Raw genomic sequence first — 15,792 nt, forward strand, 5'->3', positions numbered from 1 at the left:
CGTTCTTTCGTGATATTGTTAGTAGAATACGCTTGATTAATGTTTCAGACCGTTGACTCCTTGCAAAGGTTACGGACAGGGGGAGATCCCGCAGATGCGACAAAGCACTCGAGGAGGCTCCCGGCTTCTCCGCCGCCTGCAACGTAAATCAACACTTTAGATTAACTAAACCTAAATTTCAGTTCAACATTCGATTTTAAACACGTCAAATTTATCTATGTCCAAACCTCACTTGGAATTCTTCTTATTAACCCTGCATGAAATCGATTGGCTGCTTTTCTTCAAAGAAAACATTCGTTTGCTTTGGCTCTGTTTTAGCAATAATGCGGCCGGAACGTACAGAATATAGTACTTCTGCCTGCAGTCGAACAGCATGATAGCCATCCTCTGCATTCAATACGATGAAGTTAGCTTCATTTCCTTCTTCAATCCCATAGCCTTCCAAATGCAAGGTTTTCGCACTGTTAGAAGTAATATACTTTAAGCTGTCCTTTATTTCGCTGTAACCCATCAGCTGAGATACATGCAGACCCATGTGAAGAACCTGCAGCATATTTCCATTACCGATTGGATACCAAGGGTCCATGATATCATCGTGACCAAAGCACACGTTTAATCCGTTTTGGCCAAGCTCTTTTACACGAGTTAATCCGCGGCGCTTTGGATACGTATCAAAACGGCCCTGCAAATGAATATTCACAAGCGGATTGGCAACAAAGTTAAGCTCAGCAAGACGCAGCACACGCATAAGCTTATAGGCATAGGCATCATTATAAGACCCCATTGCTGTTGTGTGGCTAGCTGTTACTCTACCTTGATAATCATGATGAATCGTCTCTCTTGCGACTACCTCCACGAATCGGGATTGTTCATCATCAATTTCATCGCAGTGAACATCAATCGGCTTATCATATTTCTTCGCCAACTTAAATAATTCACGAATGGAGTCTACTCCATCCTCACGTGTGAATTCGAAATGCGGGATCCCGCCAATAACATCTGCCCCCATCTTCATGGATTCCTCCAGAAGCTCAAGCCCATTAGGATAGGAGAGAATGCCTTCTTGCGGGAACGCCACGATTTGAAGGTCCACATACGGCTTCATTTCTTCTTTCACTTCAAGCATGGCTTCAAGAGCAACGAGAGATGGATCAGTTGTATCAACATGAGTGCGTACATGGCCAATCCCGCCGGCAATCTGCCAGGACAACGCCTTCTTCGCACGGGCCTTCACATCTTCCTTCGTCAAGAATTCCTTCCGTTCAGACCATCTTTGGATACCTTCAAATAATGTGCCGCTCTCGTTCCAGCGGGGCTGTCCGGCAGTCAATGTCGTATCCAAGTGAATATGCGGCTCGATGAATGGAGCGGAAATCAGCCGACCCTTTACATCAACAGTTTCCAATCCCTCTGTCTGCTCTTGCCCGGCAGGGAGAATTTTCGTGAATTTTCCATCCTCAATGAATAGATCCCATAGTCCTTCTCTTCCAAGTATTTTTGCATTAGACCACTTGTTCATAAATAATCTCTTCCTCTTCTATATTTTCGGTTACGGTTGTTGTTTTCATTACTTTAACAAGGATAAAGTAACTGATTCCTGTTACTAGCAAGGAATTTAAGGATGATACGCCCGGCAATGTTAACCCTGCAATTACTCCCGCTGCCCAGGCAATGACCGCAGCCTGGTTGACATCTTTTATCTTAGCCTTTCCATAGGCAATATACTGACGTTTCTTCAAGAAGAAATAATCAACAATGATAATCGAACCGATTGCCGGTAGTGTAGACCCTAAGAAGGTCAGCCAGGTTGTGAAATGATTGTATAAGAAAAGGGCGAACACTATACTGATTGTCCCATTAATCAGAACCATCATAACTTTCGGTCTTTTAAACATAGTTGCAAACCCTAAAGCTGAAGCATATAAAGAGTTATCATTTGTTGTCCAAATGTTTAATCCAAGAACGAAGATGGCCGGCAGGATGATTCCCTGACTAATCATCACATCTGAAATATCATTATGTCCGGTGGCGATAACACCAATAGCTCCGAACAGGAACATCAGTGTATTCCCTAAGAAGAAAGCAATGACTGTCGTGCTCACCGCATGCCTGCTATTTTTAGCATAGCGTGTAAAGTCAGGCGTCAAAGTACCTCCGCTGATGAAAGATCCAATGGTAATGGTTAAAGCTGCCGCGATTCCAAGTGATGTTTCTGGTGTATAAGCGAATAATTGTTCCACTCCACCCATGTCTGTAATAGCTTTACCAGCACTAAAGCTTCCAAGAATTGCAATGGATGGAACAGCTACAAAGCTGATAATCGTTAATGCTTTCATTCCAAAGAAGGCTGTTGATGTCATGAGAATTCCAGAGATGACGATTAGCGGAACTAGCGGCATCCCAGTAACTTTATGAACGGGATAGGCAAACATCCCTAAGCCGACCCCAAACCAGCCAATCTGTGTAATGGATAGCATGAATGAACTAATATAAGCACCCTTTTGTCCAAATGAATACTGGGCAAGCAAGTGGGTAGATAAACCTGTTCTTGCCGCGATATAGGCTAATGAGCCGGTAAAAGCTCCAAGAATTAAGTTTCCAAGCATGACGACACCAATCATCTGAGCGAACGTTAAGCCTTCTCCAAGTGAACCTCCAGCCCACATGCTCGCTGAATAAAAGGAGAAACCAAGCATAACAACAAGCATTTTCCAAAAATTATTCCGTTTCTCCTGCGGAACCGGTTCAAACGAATATTCCTTATCTTCTATTTTCATGGTTGATGTATCCTCCTCATAATTTATGGCATAAAAAAAGCACCTGCCCATTTGAGGCAAGTGCTGATTGTATGACTAATAGTATACACCTATAGTATATACCTATACTACGGGTCTATATCTCTCAATTCATTCACGCGCACCTTGTCAGCCTCTCTGGACTACTCTTAAAGGTAACCATATTCATTTAACAAGTACTTTATCAGATTTAACTCTATATGACAATATCAATATTTGGTAAAACGACCAACTATTCTTCTGACATGATAAAGGATCCAGGTAAATGGACACAAAAAGTGGTCCATTCCGGGGTAGATGTGCATAGTAAATAGCCATCATAGCTTTCGGTTATTTTCCGGCAGACATAAAGCCCAATTCCTGTACCTAATTCCTTCGTCGTAAAAAACGGTTCAAAAATCGATTCAATATACTCCTTTTCAATCATCGGTCCATTATTAGAAATACAGATCATCAGCTGATTATCCTTGACTCCTGCCTTTACTTTAATGATACGCTCAGAGGGAACATTTTTTAAGGCATCAATAGAATTAACAAATAAATTCAAAATGACCTGTTTCAAACCGTTTCTGCTAGCCTTGATAATAAGATGATCGGGCACATCAATCTCCACATAAACGTTTGTATCAATAATACTCGCATAGCTCAATTGCTTGATTTCCTCTATGAGCTGCTTAATAGAGATGACGACCACTAAATCTTCGTTTAGTTCTGCCTTTGAGGTATGAAGGAACTGGGTAATACGGAAATTCAGCTGATTCAATTCATAATCCATGATATCCAAATACTTCATATTCGGATATTCCTTTTTCAAGATCTTATTGAACCCCATCACAGCTGTCAACGGATTGCGGAATTCATGGACAAAACTGGAGGAGATTTGACCGAGCAGTGCTAGTTTATCCTTATGGTTTTCGTTGATGAACGACGTCTTTTCATCAATAACCTTATTTGCCAGATGCGAATAGGTAGATACCAGTTCATAGCTGAAGATATCAAATTGCTTGTTCACGTTATTGATGACGATTTGAAGTGCGGCAACAGGTATGTCGATTGTCATGATTGAATTGACAATAACACGTCTTCCTTGGTTGATATTATACAAAACCTCGCCAATATTGATATCATCCATCCGCTCCGAGGCAACCTTTCTGGCCATCTCTTTTATCGCTTTTTCAGAGATTGTTCCTTTAATTGTATCGACCAATTGACTGAACATCATTCTACGGGGAATCTCCCACTGGCTGATTAACTCTCCCTTTCTATCCTGATCCATCTTGATAGAATTCAAGTATTCCTTGTAAAGGTAAGGTTCTTCCTTAGTCAGCCACGTTTCAATAAGCTCTATATATTCATCATGTTCCATTAATATGGGCTTCATTGCTTTCTGACCACCATTTCAATTCGCATTTAATATTTGTTTTATAATTCGACATAGCCAAAAAATATCCTCTACAAAACAAGAAATATTTTGAAATTGAAATATTGTCATGGCTCAGTAAACAACAGAGGCACCCAGCATTATCTCAGCAAAACAATTGACATATTTATGCAAAGGCGTAATATCAATTTATAGCATAAAAGGCAGGTGACAACCGTTCTTGGCTAATTCAACCATTTAACCACCCTCTTTAAAACATGTATTCTCGTTGAGTTGAAGCCGAACGATTAAACAATGAAAATAGTTAAGCTGCTCTTTCAAACGGGTCTTTTATTCATTTTTTATTACATAGGAGAATGGCTCCAGCAAACGCTGAATTTTATGATTCCCGGCAGTGTGGTTGGGATGCTTCTTTTGTTTGCTTTACTGGTCATCGGCATCATTCCCCCAACATGGGTGAATGTGGGATCAAATTTTCTGTTAGGTATTCTGCCTCTTTTATTTGTACCTGTATGTGTCGGCATCATGAAGTATGGAAATCTATTTTCGCTAAAAGGGGCCATTATTATTGCTGTCATTTTCATCAGTACACTGATGACACTCGCCATTACCGGCGCTATCAGTGAGGTTGCTTCCCGGAAGCAAGAAGGGAGAATCCATGAGTGATTAATCATATCCTATCAGCACTTATTATCATACTCTTTACCATTATCGTCTTTCTATATATGAGAAAGCTGTATATATCCTATCCATATACCTTTCTCATACCGATTCTAACGACAACAATCATCATTGTTATTCTCTTAAATCTATTTAATATTAGCTATGATACGTATATGATTGGCGGTGCGTGGATCAATCAGTTCCTTGGTCCTGCCATCGTTGCGCTTGCCTATCCTTTATACAGGCAAAGGAAGGTATTGGCCGATTATAAATATGTCATTTTAAGCGGTGTTTTTTGCGGGGTTCTGGCAGGTATGGTGAGCGGTATTCTGCTCGCGATGGCAGCGGGAATAAATGAGCGGATTTTGTATTCAATTATGCCAAAATCGTTTACTACGCCGATTGCCATTGAACTTTCAAGCCAGGCGGGCGGCATTCCGAGCATGACTGCCATATTTGTCATGTTTGCCGGTTTTTCAGGAGCTATTTTAGGGCCGCAATTCTTACGCCTCATAAAGATTACAAGCCCTATCAGCCTTGGAATAGCCATGGGTTGTGCCTCCCATGCAATCGGCACTTCAAAAACAGCCGAAATCGGTGAGACAGCCTTTTCTATGAGCTCAGTATCCATGACCTTGAGCGCCGTATTTGGTTCCTTACTCAGTCCTGTTATTCTGCAGCTCTATCATTCTTTTGTTATCTAGTAAATAGGAAAAGGGCTTGGTTGTAGTAACCCAAGCCTTTTTCTATTGCTTTTCCCCAACGGTCAGCCATTCCTTAAGCCCTTTATTGGTTTTTTCCAATGTTTGAAGCTTTTTCATGACTCCTTCTTGCTGGTTCTCAATCCTGCTAAGCTTTGCTCTGCAGCGCTCCTTTTCCTTGAAAACAGTCCGTTTCATTTCAGCAAGCCTATCAATGGTTGCAGTGCTTCTCTTAATATTTGCCTTTTCAGCATCTTTGAAGTCGTTCGCCGAAGTGATCACCTCTTCAACCATCAAACTTAATAAATAATCACTTTTTCTCTTTTCAGATAGGATGTCCAGTGAAGCAGTCATATTCATCAATTTAGTGGATACCTGTTTCATCACGCTCGTTTCTAATCGATCAGAACGTTTTAGGGACTCGATATCCCGAATCGTTCTTTGACTGTTTTCATATTGCTCTGACAGTCGTGTAAAAGCATCTGATATCTTCAAGGCACGTATATCGATATACGTTAAAGCCCCCTTAATCTTCTCCTTTTCTTCCAATATAAGCTTTTTCTCCTGGTTCATTCTATTCTCAATCTCTGTTAGTTTATTCTCCGCCTTATTCAATGAATCGCTTGTTTCAATATGCTGCATTTCCAGCAGATTGGAATGATAATGCAAATCCTTATAGGCAGTTGATCGGCTCATCCATAAGTGAATCAAGCTGTCCTCTTCTTCCACTTCCTCCGATTCAGCATAGGATAGGAACGTAATTTGAAAGAGAAAGTAGGGCAATAACCTTTTCTTTATGGATTTATGATGATAATTAACAAGCAAGGCTCTTCCTTTCAGAATAAAAGGATTGATCAATAAAGGAGACAGAAGAAAATCAGGCAGAGGGTTTGCCACCTCTGTCCGGTTACCGGACGATTGAGTCTGCTTTTTCGTAAGAAAGAACAGAATGGATGGGATGGCTTCATATATCTTGGGTCCAGCAATCCTCCGCAGAATCTCAATGCTCTCTTTCAAGCCTTTATCTACGAAGATTGGCATGAGACTTTCAGGAGTAACATCATTGATTTGTAAGCTATTCTTTAGGTTATCCTGCTGGTCGGTCGAAAGGGATTGGAGGCCGGAATAAAGCAGAGCGTAAATGGTCGCTTGTCTATTCTTCGGTTCCTCCTTCAAATATAAGTCCATTTCATCCATTAAGCGTTCCAGCTGATAGTGGACCAAATGTTCTAGTCTAGATTCAGACGGCATTTTCTTGATGAATGCTGCAAATAGCTTGTCCTGTTTCACTAGTTGCTTATGAGTTTCCAAAACAATTTCTTCACATTGCTTTCTTAATTGACTAATATTCTGGATATACATATCGTGTCTTCCTATCAACTGACATAGTTCTTGAAAAAGATCTAGTTGAATGTCTGTATCGCTCCGTTTGTCAAGAGAGGCAGACACGGATGCGACTTTGCTTGTCAAATACGTACAATCATCCTTTGACAGAATCGTTTTAGACAAAGTGGACAATAAATGGGGAAGCGAAGTCTTCGCTAAGAATGCGTATATGATTCGGAGTTCTCTTCCTTTTAACCTGAGAAGATTGTTCAGTAATCGTTCACCATCCATATGGCATTCCTCCTCCTTAACGACCATAAATATGGTTAAGCGTACCATAAGATTCATAAAAAACATGGAGGTTGATGAAGCTTATATAGAATAATGACAAGTATTTATCTATTTTTTCTGACAAATTTCATCGTATATATTGATAGACTGTAGTTATCTGACAAAAAAGAAAGGACAGATACATTTATGCCATGATGTATCTATCCTTTAATACCGCACAATGTAATGGATTCTAGATGGAGTAGTCATGAAACATTTTGACTGATTTTGGCGTCACAAATACATGCTCGCCAACTTGAATGGCCATGGATTGATAGAGGCTTTTAGGTATCTCTGCCTCAATCATTTCCCCGTTATCTCTTCGGAGCATTTCTATCCTGACAACCGAACCAACTGGATGGATATGCTCAACAATGGATTCAATCGAATTCTCCGTCAAACGATCCTTATCAATATCCAGATCGTGCGGACGAACATAGCCAATCCCCTCTGTTTCATTTACTTTCTTATAATCAGGCAGTTCAATCCGATAGCTCCCTGTTTCTAAAATCCCGCCGTTCACCTTTCCGCTCAAAGAATTCACATTGCCCAGGAAGTCCAGCACAAAAGCGGAAGCAGGTTGTTCATATACTTCAAGCGGTGTTCCAACCTGTTCCACACGTCCATTGTTCATAATGACGATTCTGTCCGCCACCTCCATGGCCTCTTCCTGATCATGAGTGACGAAAACACTTGTGATATCAAAGTCGTTGTGCAAATTCCGCAGCCACCTTCGTAACTCTTTACGTACCTTCGCGTCTAATGCGCCGAAAGGTTCATCCAGAAGAAGCACTTCCGGCTCCACAGCAAGCGACCGGGCGAGCGCTACCCGCTGTCTTTGTCCCCCAGATAGCTGCGCTGGGTAATGGCGGGCATAATTCTCCAGCTTGATCAAGTCCAAAAGCTCGTGCACCTTATCATCAATCTGCTGCTTTGAAGGCCTGCTCTTCCTTGGTTTAACCTTTAGGCCATAAGCAATATTTTCATAGATGGTCATATTTCTGAACAGCGCATAGTGCTGAAAAACGAATCCGAGATTTCTCTCCTTTGCATGCCGCTCCGTATAATCCTCCCCATTGAATTTGATTCTTCCTCCGTCCGGACTCTCCAATCCCGCGATGATTCTAAGCAAGGACGTCTTTCCTGAACCAGAAGGACCTAATAAGGCAATTAATTCACCGCTATTTATAGCTAAATCGATATCGTGAAGAATAGCGGCATCCCCAAATGATTTGCTAACCCCTTCAATCGTAATTTTCATCTCGATTCCTCCTAGCCTGCCTTAGTTGAGCGATACCCTGATTTCCACTCAATCAAGTTCTTTACGATCAAAGTGATGATGGCGATCAGTGACATGATGGATGCGACAGCAAAAGCTGCCGAAAATTGATATTCATTATAAAGAATTTCGATATGGAGCGGCATTGTATTTGTCAGGCCGCGAATATGTCCTGATACGACTGAAACAGCTCCAAACTCGCCTACAGCACGGGCATTACAAAGGATAATTCCATAAAGAAGTCCCCATTTGATGTTTGGCAAGGTAATCCTCCAAAATGTCTTAAACCCTCCAGCCCCCAAGATTAGTGAGGCTTCCTCCTCCGCCGTCCCCTGTGCCTGCATCAAGGGAATAAGCTCTCTTGCCACGAATGGAAAGGTGACAAACAATGTTGCCAGTACAATGCCAGGGAGCGCAAAGACAATTTTTATGTCATTGTTAAAAAGAAACTCTCCAAAAAGACCGCTTGTGCCAAACAATAAAATAAAGACCAATCCCGCAATGACAGGCGAGACAGCAAAAGGAATATCAATTAACGTAATCAGGAGATTCTTTCCCTTAAACTGATACTTGGAAATTGCCCAAGCTGCACATATTCCAAATAACGCATTTAACGGAACGGCAATAAATGCAACGATGAGCGTCAGCTTAATGGCAGCAACCGCATCAGGATGAGTAATAGAGGCTATGTAAACAGACATCCCTTTTTCAAAGGCCTTCAGGAAGATGGCTGCCAATGGCAGTAACAAAAATAAGGCAAGAAATAAGACCGTAATGCCTATCAAGATATATTTAACCCAGGAGGACTCCCCCCTCTCCCGGCGTGCAGTTGTATTAGTGTGTAAATCTGTTTGTGGAATCCCCATTATTCAACCCCCTTAACCATTCATAAACTTCCTTCCGGACCACCATTGCAGCATATTGATCAGCAGCAAAATAAGAAAGGTAAAAAGCAGCATAACCGATGCAATAGCTGTCGCGCCCGCATAATCATATTGCTCAAGCTTTGTCATAATCACGAGGGGAGCAATCTCAGTCTTAAAAGGCATATTGCCAGAAATAAAGACAACAGATCCATACTCTCCCAGTGCCCTCGCAAAAGAAAGGGAAAAGCCGGTTATTAAGGCAGGTATAATCTCCGGAAAGATGACATAACGAAATGTCTTCCATTTGCTCGCGCCGAGGATGGTGGATACTTCTTCCACCTCTTTATCGATATTCGCCAAAACCGGCTGTACCATTCGAATGACAAACGGCAATCCAATAAAGACAAGAGCCATGATGATACCAATTGGTGTATAGGCAATCTTGAAGGAAAAGAATTGTCCAACCCATCCTTCTGATGCATACAGGGTAGTTAATGAAATCCCCGCCACAGCTGTCGGCAAGGCAAAAGGCAAATCTACCAAACTATCAAGAAGCTTCCTTCCGGGAAACGTATAACGAGTCAGAACCCATGCAATCAGCACGCCAAAAATGGCATTGACACAAGCGGCTGCAAAGGCGGTGCCAAAGCTGACCTTGTAGGCCGCAATTGCTCGTGGATCACTAATTGTATCAATGAATCCCGAAAAGCCGAGAGTGGTTGATTTAAGCAATACCATCGATAAGGGCAGCAGGACTAGCACACCTAAATACAAAACGGTAAATCCCATTGTCAATCCAAAACCAGGCAGTACAGGCTTGGCTTTAATTCGTTTAATCGCCAATTCAGCATCCCCTACTTTTCCATTAAATAAAGGCAAAGACAGTCCGCCTTATTTATTTTGTATAAATATCATCAAATGTACCGCCATCATTGAAATGGACCTTCTGGGCATTTTCCCAGCCGCCAAATCGCTCATCAACTGTCACTAATTCAACATCAGGAAATTGGTCCGTATATTTCTTCATAATGTCCTCATTCCTTGGACGGTAGTAGTTCTTCGCGGCAATTTCCTGTCCCTTATCACTATATAAGTATTCTAAATAAGCTTCAGCCACTTTCTTCGTGCCTTTTTTCTTGACAATCTTATCGACAGCAGCGACCGGCGGTTCAGCAAGAATACTAATGGATGGCGCCACGATTTCAAATTCGTCCTCACCTAGCTCATTCAATGAAAGGAAGGCTTCATTCTCCCAGGCAATCAGCACATCTCCTATCCCTCTTTCGACGAATGTCGTCGTTGCCCCGCGTGCACCGGAATCAAGCACCTCAACATGTTGATAAATATCCTTCATAAATTGCTTAACCTTTTTTTCATCTTTATTATAGGTTTCTTCTGCATACGCCCAGGCAGCGAGGTAATTCCACCTTGCACCCCCTGATGTTTTCGGATTAGGCGTAATGATAGACACATCTCCTTTAACGAGGTCATCCCAGTCTTCAATATTTTTTGGATTTCCTTTCCGAACAAGGAATACAATCGTCGATGTATAAGGAGTTGAATTACTGTCCAATCTGGATTGCCAATCCTTCTCAATCAGTCCATTCGCAGCGATTTCATCGATATCATAGGCCAAAGCAAGTGTCACTACATCTGCCTCTAATCCATCAATGACTGATCGTCCTTGCTTCCCAGAGCCTCCATGTGATTGCTGAATGGTGACTTCCTCACCTGTTTCTTCCTTCCAATGCTTAATAAACTCTTCATTGAATTCTTGATATAATTCACGTGTTGGATCATAGGAAACATTCAAAAGCTCTACCTTGCCTCCTCCTTCTCCACTCGAAGCACCATCCCCGCAGCCGGCTAATAACAGCCCTACGCATAATACCCCTAAAAGGATCTTTGACATTTTCAATGTGAATTCCCCCATTCTTTTCTTTTGCTCTTCATTCATACTGTTTTAATCCCGATAGGCAAACCAGCCCATACAAAAAGGCATACCGGTATAGAAATCCGGTATGCCTTCGGTTGTCCGATCAGCTAGATGTATGAATGTACTCACATCATAATATCAAGTAATCCTACATGTCAACTATGAATTTAGAATAATCAATCACTTTTTCAAAAAAAAAGAAGCCACCATGCGCCATAACGCTTGATTGCTTCTTTCTCCCTTATAATTCATCATTCATTTTCTTTGATTGCCGTGCACATACTTCCATTGCTTGGATAACGGCTGAGCGGAAACCCCGCTCCTCGAGTGCAGATACAGCTGCAATGGTTGAGCCTCCTGGCGAGCAAACCATATCTTTCAGCTCAGCCGGATGTATGCCGGTATCCATCGCAAGCTTAGCTGAACCAAGAATCGCTTGTTCCGCCATCTTAATCGCCTGCTTTCTCGGGATTCCTAGCTTAACGGCTCCATCTGCCATTGCTTCAATCAGCATGAAAATATAAGCAGGGGATGAACCGCAAAGGGCGATAAACGCATCAAACTGCTCTTCCTCCATCACTTCTACTTCTCCGAATAATTGAAAATACTCCCGCATTAGCTCCATCTCTGTATCAAGTACATGCTCATTAGAACAAATGGCGGTCATTCCTTCCTGAACGAGAACAGGCGTATTCGGCATCGTTTTGATGATTTTTGACGATTTCCCAATCCACACATCCATTTGCTCAAGCTTGATGCCAGCAGCAATCGAGACGATGATTTGATCAAACGTAATCACTTCTCTTATTTCCTTTAAGACACTCTCATATTGAGCCGGATTGACTGCCATAATGATAATATCGGATTGCTGAGCAACTTCAAGATTGTTTAAGGTTGTCCGAATGGGCCATTTCTCTTTCAATTCATGAAGCGAGGATTCCGTTCGGACGGATGCCATGATGGAATCCGGGCTGATTTGTTCACTTTTCATCAGTGAACCAAGCATAGCTCTGCCCATGTTTCCGCAGCCGATAAATCCTATTTTCTTATCCATAAATCCACACCTATCCAAAAATTTTAGTCCCGCATGAACGGACAGTATGACTCCCACCAAAATATTGCAAGATTTCCGAGAAGCTTAGGCGGGAGGTTAACTGTCCGTACATGCCCGATTGGGTCAACTAACCATCAGCGGAAGTAGCAAGACCCCGCCGATGGAAGTTTCACTTTACCCCGCATTAACGGACAGTATGACTCCAACAAAAAAACGCAAGATTTCCGAGAAGCTTAGGCGGGAGGTTAACTGTCCGTACATGCCCGATTGGGTCAACTAACCATCAGCGGAAGTAGCAAGACCCCGCTGATGGAAGTTTCACTTTATCCCGCATTAACGGACAGTATGACTCCCACCAAAAATGCAAGATTACCGAGAAGCTTAGGGGGGAGATTAACTGTCCGTAAATGCCCGATTGGGTCAACTAACCATCAGCGGAAGTAGCAAGACCCCGCTGATGGAAGTTTCACTTTATCCTTATCGTACCATATTTAGCAGATTGTTCGCTTTTCATACGTCTTCAGATGTTTCCAGCCCTTGACCTTTGAAGCGTGAGAGGGCAATAAGAGGGAATATATAATTATAGCTCTCATAAAGAATATAAAAGCCTCCCGGCAGACCAATCCCTGTCGGATAGCGGGAAGCCTCTTCATCGTAATTCTTCTCATCTAGGAGAAAGCGAGCCGCTTTCATTGCGGCATCCCTTTTATTCCTGCCTCCAGCTACGAGGGCGTCAAGGGCCCAGGCGGTTTGTGAGGGGGTTGAGTAAGCTAAGGGGATATATTTCTTTTCTTCACAGCTTTGGCAAGACTCCCCAAATCCGCCGTCCTTTTGCTGGATAGATTCAAGCCAGTCCAGCGCCTTTTGCACAGCAGGATGCTTAGAGCTGATTCCAACTGCGCATAATCCCGTAACAGCTGCCCATGTACCATAAATGTAGCAAACACCCCATTTCCCGTACCAGCTGCCATTCCTCTCCTGATGCAGGAATAGCCATTTTACAGCTTTCTTCACCATCTCGTCATTATAGGTCATTCCGGCATAGTTACCTAGAAACTCCAAAACTCTTCCCGTTAAATCAGCCGTTGAATCATCAATAAGAGCATCTGCTGCATTCTCAATCGGCAAGTGAGCAAAGAGAGGATCGTATGCATCTTTCTCAAAAGCGCCATATCCCCCATCCTTATTCTGCAGCTTTTTTAAATAGGCCGTCCCTCTGCTCCATGACTGCCGAAAGGGATGTCCAAGCTCTTGGCTCTTCGTCAAGGCTCTCAGTGCCGCCGATGTATCGTCATTGTCTGGATTGAAATGATTGCTGTCTGAAAAACCCCAACCGCCCGGAGAAGCACTCGGTGCATGAATAGACCAATCCCCCCTCTTTATGTGCTGCTTTCGCAATAAATACTCATTAGCCTTCTTGACCATTGGATGAGAGATATCCACACCAGCCGTTTGCAATGAATAGGAAAGGAGAGCGGTATCCCATACCTCTGAAGGTGAATTTTGAATATGCAGCCCTTCTGCAGTTTGAATGGCATAGCTCTTCAACCCTTCAACGGCCTTTTGCAGAATAGGGCTGTCCTTTGGATAGCCCATTGCCATCAAACCGTAAATCATATAAAAGGTTGATGAGGCATAGCTGTATAAAGTCCCATTCTCCTCAATCCGGTCAATCATCAGCTTTTCTGCTGCCTGATAGCCTATTTTACGGTAATACAGCGGATTTAGGTGAAGTGATTTGATTGATTGTACTAAGGTATCTGCTAACCCACGTTCCTCCCTGAACCAGCCGCCCTTCTTATCCTCAAAATAATGTTGTTCAACGTTGTGGTGAATGGAAAAACGTTTATTCATACAGAGGATCATCGGGGTCAGGTGAACTCTCGCATAATTGCTGCAATGATACATACTGAATGGGAAATACGAGGGCAACAGAAAATAGGCTGTCGGAAAATTGAAATAGGAGGGATATGAATACATCCCATTCATCGCAAGAAAGAGTTTAATCATAAAGTGAGCCTTCTTTGGACCGCCATGCCGATCCATGAAATGCTCCGCCCTTTTCATCTCCTCATCATCCGAGTTAAATTCACCTGAAATTAGCAGGGATGCATAAGCCAGCACAGTAGCTGATAGATTTCCGTCCAACTCATCAGGATAAAGCTTCCACGAGCCGTTATCCTGCTGCGATCGCAACAGCTTATTCACCAGCCCTGCCATTAAATCAGGCTCATTTAATCCTAATGTACGGATAATCGCAATCATGAAACAATCGGTTAAAATCGGACCTTGAAACGGGAACGTCCACTTCCCATCCTCATCCTGCAGTCTTTCCAATTCTGCTTTCTTTACAAGAATATATTTATGTATCACATCCATAATGGCCTTATCTTCCTCCATTCATATAACCGATGGGCAAAATAGCCAGCTGGTCCTTGATTGAGAAATCACGATAATACCGCATGAAACCTGCATAGATGAGAGCATCATCCTCTGTGCTTTTAATAAAGCGTGCTTCAAGCGCTCTTAAGGCTTGGCTGATTTCACTCTGTGCCACCGTCATTCTTTTTCCTTTTGTGATTGCAAGAATCTTCTCTATATACTCATTCGCAAATGTCGAATCATTCTCGTTCTTAACACAGTCCCGCTCAACAAGAAGAAAGGCAGGATACTCTTCAATTTCTTCCGATTCCATCAACTGCTTAAACCCTAGGAACGCTCCTATAATAAATGCCGGGGCAACAGCCGGGAATACAATATATTCGAGTTTCTTTCCTGTAAGCTGTTCACCTATTTCATAAGCAAATGTTTGAATACCCGCGAGGAAAAAAGGATGATAATAATAGGAATCCTCCAATTTCCCGCCGTCGGTTACAGCTTCTTTTATCCGAGCTCTATGCGTATAAGCCCTCCATGCCAAACGCTCCTTATGTGGCATAGGAGAGACTTCTTTTTCTATCATATCTCTATCCTTCAGCATAGCCGCCATAGCGGCAAAGCCCCTGTCATAAACGCCTGAAAAGGGAGCAAAATATTCTAGTTTCAGCATGATGGACGGATTATCAGCGTCAAGAGGAATCAATGGCGTAAACCCTTCCCCCATGGTTATTTCTTTCCAATCCTCATTGCCCTTTGGAAAGAAGTGATTCTTGTACCTCCATAGACTGGCGGCTTCAAAATCAATACCGGCTGCATCCATCTTCTCTCCACTTGCAGGTATGTGTAGAAGTCCACCGCATTGACAAAGACTTGAGAATTCATCCAGCTCATAAACTTCATGACAGCTTAAGCACTCCAATGGTTCAATCATCCCGTCCCCCCTTGTTTCTCTTTGTCCAAAAACACGAAAAAGGAAAATATGGTATAATAAGCATATGATAGAAATGCTAAAAACATTATCGGAGGTGACGCAATATTATTGCCTATCATGGAACGACCAAGCTTAGCCATGAAAGCATTCT

13 protein-coding genes are annotated in these 15,792 nt (G+C 42.5%); 2 read left to right on the forward strand and 11 right to left on the reverse strand.

Features of this window, described 5'->3' with window-relative positions; translation table 11 throughout:
• Positions 1 to 247: 247 nt before the first annotated feature.
• From codA to ACY8DX_RS11190, 3 genes are all read right to left on the reverse strand, one after another.
• Complete coding sequence (gene codA, locus ACY8DX_RS11180) at positions 248 to 1,519, reverse strand: cytosine deaminase (RefSeq protein ID WP_462405141.1); 1,272 nt, start codon at positions 1,517 to 1,519, stop codon at positions 248 to 250.
• Positions 1,503 to 2,777 carry a cytosine permease gene (gene codB / locus ACY8DX_RS11185; RefSeq protein ID WP_462405142.1) on the reverse strand — a complete coding sequence of 425 codons (1,275 nt, stop codon included), beginning with the start codon at positions 2,775 to 2,777 and terminating at the stop codon, positions 1,503 to 1,505. The genes codA and codB overlap by 17 nt, the downstream gene beginning before the upstream one ends.
• A 250-nt stretch (positions 2,778 to 3,027) precedes the next feature.
• A complete protein-coding gene (locus ACY8DX_RS11190; protein ID WP_462405143.1) occupies positions 3,028 to 4,176 on the reverse strand; it encodes a histidine kinase N-terminal domain-containing protein in 1,149 nt (382 codons plus the stop codon).
• 294 nt (positions 4,177 to 4,470) lie between these two features.
• Here ACY8DX_RS11190 and ACY8DX_RS11195 point away from each other — a divergent pair, with 294 nt between their 5' ends.
• Both ACY8DX_RS11195 and ACY8DX_RS11200 read left to right on the forward strand, forming a co-directional pair.
• Positions 4,471 to 4,842, forward strand: a complete 372-nt coding sequence (locus tag ACY8DX_RS11195; protein ID WP_082197103.1) for a CidA/LrgA family protein — start codon at positions 4,471 to 4,473, stop codon at positions 4,840 to 4,842.
• Positions 4,843 to 4,901: 59 nt separating this feature from the next.
• Positions 4,902 to 5,543, forward strand: a complete 642-nt coding sequence (locus tag ACY8DX_RS11200) for an LrgB family protein (protein ID WP_462406929.1) — start codon at positions 4,902 to 4,904, stop codon at positions 5,541 to 5,543.
• A 42-nt stretch (positions 5,544 to 5,585) separates the two neighbouring features.
• On the opposite strand, the gene ACY8DX_RS11205 is transcribed toward ACY8DX_RS11200, so the two are convergent.
• From ACY8DX_RS11205 to ACY8DX_RS11240, 8 genes are all read right to left on the reverse strand, one after another.
• On the reverse strand, positions 5,586 to 7,157 hold the full coding sequence (locus ACY8DX_RS11205) for a hypothetical protein (RefSeq protein WP_462405144.1): 1,572 nt from the start codon (positions 7,155 to 7,157) through the stop codon (positions 5,586 to 5,588).
• 232 nt (positions 7,158 to 7,389) lie between these two features.
• Positions 7,390 to 8,457 (reverse strand): sulfate/molybdate ABC transporter ATP-binding protein, encoded by a 1,068-nt coding sequence (locus ACY8DX_RS11210; RefSeq protein ID WP_462405145.1) that lies wholly within the window; start codon positions 8,455 to 8,457, stop codon positions 7,390 to 7,392.
• An 11-nt stretch (positions 8,458 to 8,468) separates the two neighbouring features.
• Positions 8,469 to 9,341 (reverse strand): sulfate ABC transporter permease subunit CysW, encoded by an 873-nt coding sequence (gene cysW / locus ACY8DX_RS11215; protein ID WP_462405146.1) that lies wholly within the window; start codon positions 9,339 to 9,341, stop codon positions 8,469 to 8,471.
• Between the two features lie 12 nt (positions 9,342 to 9,353).
• Positions 9,354 to 10,130, reverse strand: a complete 777-nt coding sequence (gene cysT / locus ACY8DX_RS11220) for a sulfate ABC transporter permease subunit CysT (protein ID WP_049672877.1) — start codon at positions 10,128 to 10,130, stop codon at positions 9,354 to 9,356.
• Positions 10,131 to 10,236: 106 nt separating this feature from the next.
• Positions 10,237 to 11,253, reverse strand: a complete 1,017-nt coding sequence (locus ACY8DX_RS11225) for a sulfate ABC transporter substrate-binding protein (protein WP_462406930.1) — start codon at positions 11,251 to 11,253, stop codon at positions 10,237 to 10,239.
• 265 nt (positions 11,254 to 11,518) lie between these two features.
• Positions 11,519 to 12,331: a pyrroline-5-carboxylate reductase gene (gene proC / locus ACY8DX_RS11230; RefSeq protein ID WP_049670849.1), complete on the reverse strand. Its 813-nt coding sequence runs from the start codon at positions 12,329 to 12,331 to the stop codon at positions 11,519 to 11,521.
• A 510-nt stretch (positions 12,332 to 12,841) separates the two neighbouring features.
• A complete protein-coding gene (locus ACY8DX_RS11235; RefSeq protein WP_462405147.1) occupies positions 12,842 to 14,731 on the reverse strand; it encodes a terpene cyclase/mutase family protein in 1,890 nt (629 codons plus the stop codon).
• Positions 14,718 to 15,641, reverse strand: coding sequence for a hypothetical protein (locus tag ACY8DX_RS11240; protein ID WP_462405148.1), 924 nt, complete (start codon positions 15,639 to 15,641; stop codon positions 14,718 to 14,720). The genes ACY8DX_RS11235 and ACY8DX_RS11240 overlap by 14 nt, the downstream gene beginning before the upstream one ends.
• Between the last annotated feature and the right edge of the window lie 151 nt (positions 15,642 to 15,792).

The sequence above is a fragment of the Gracilibacillus sp. Marseille-QA3620 genome, assembly GCF_054950035.1.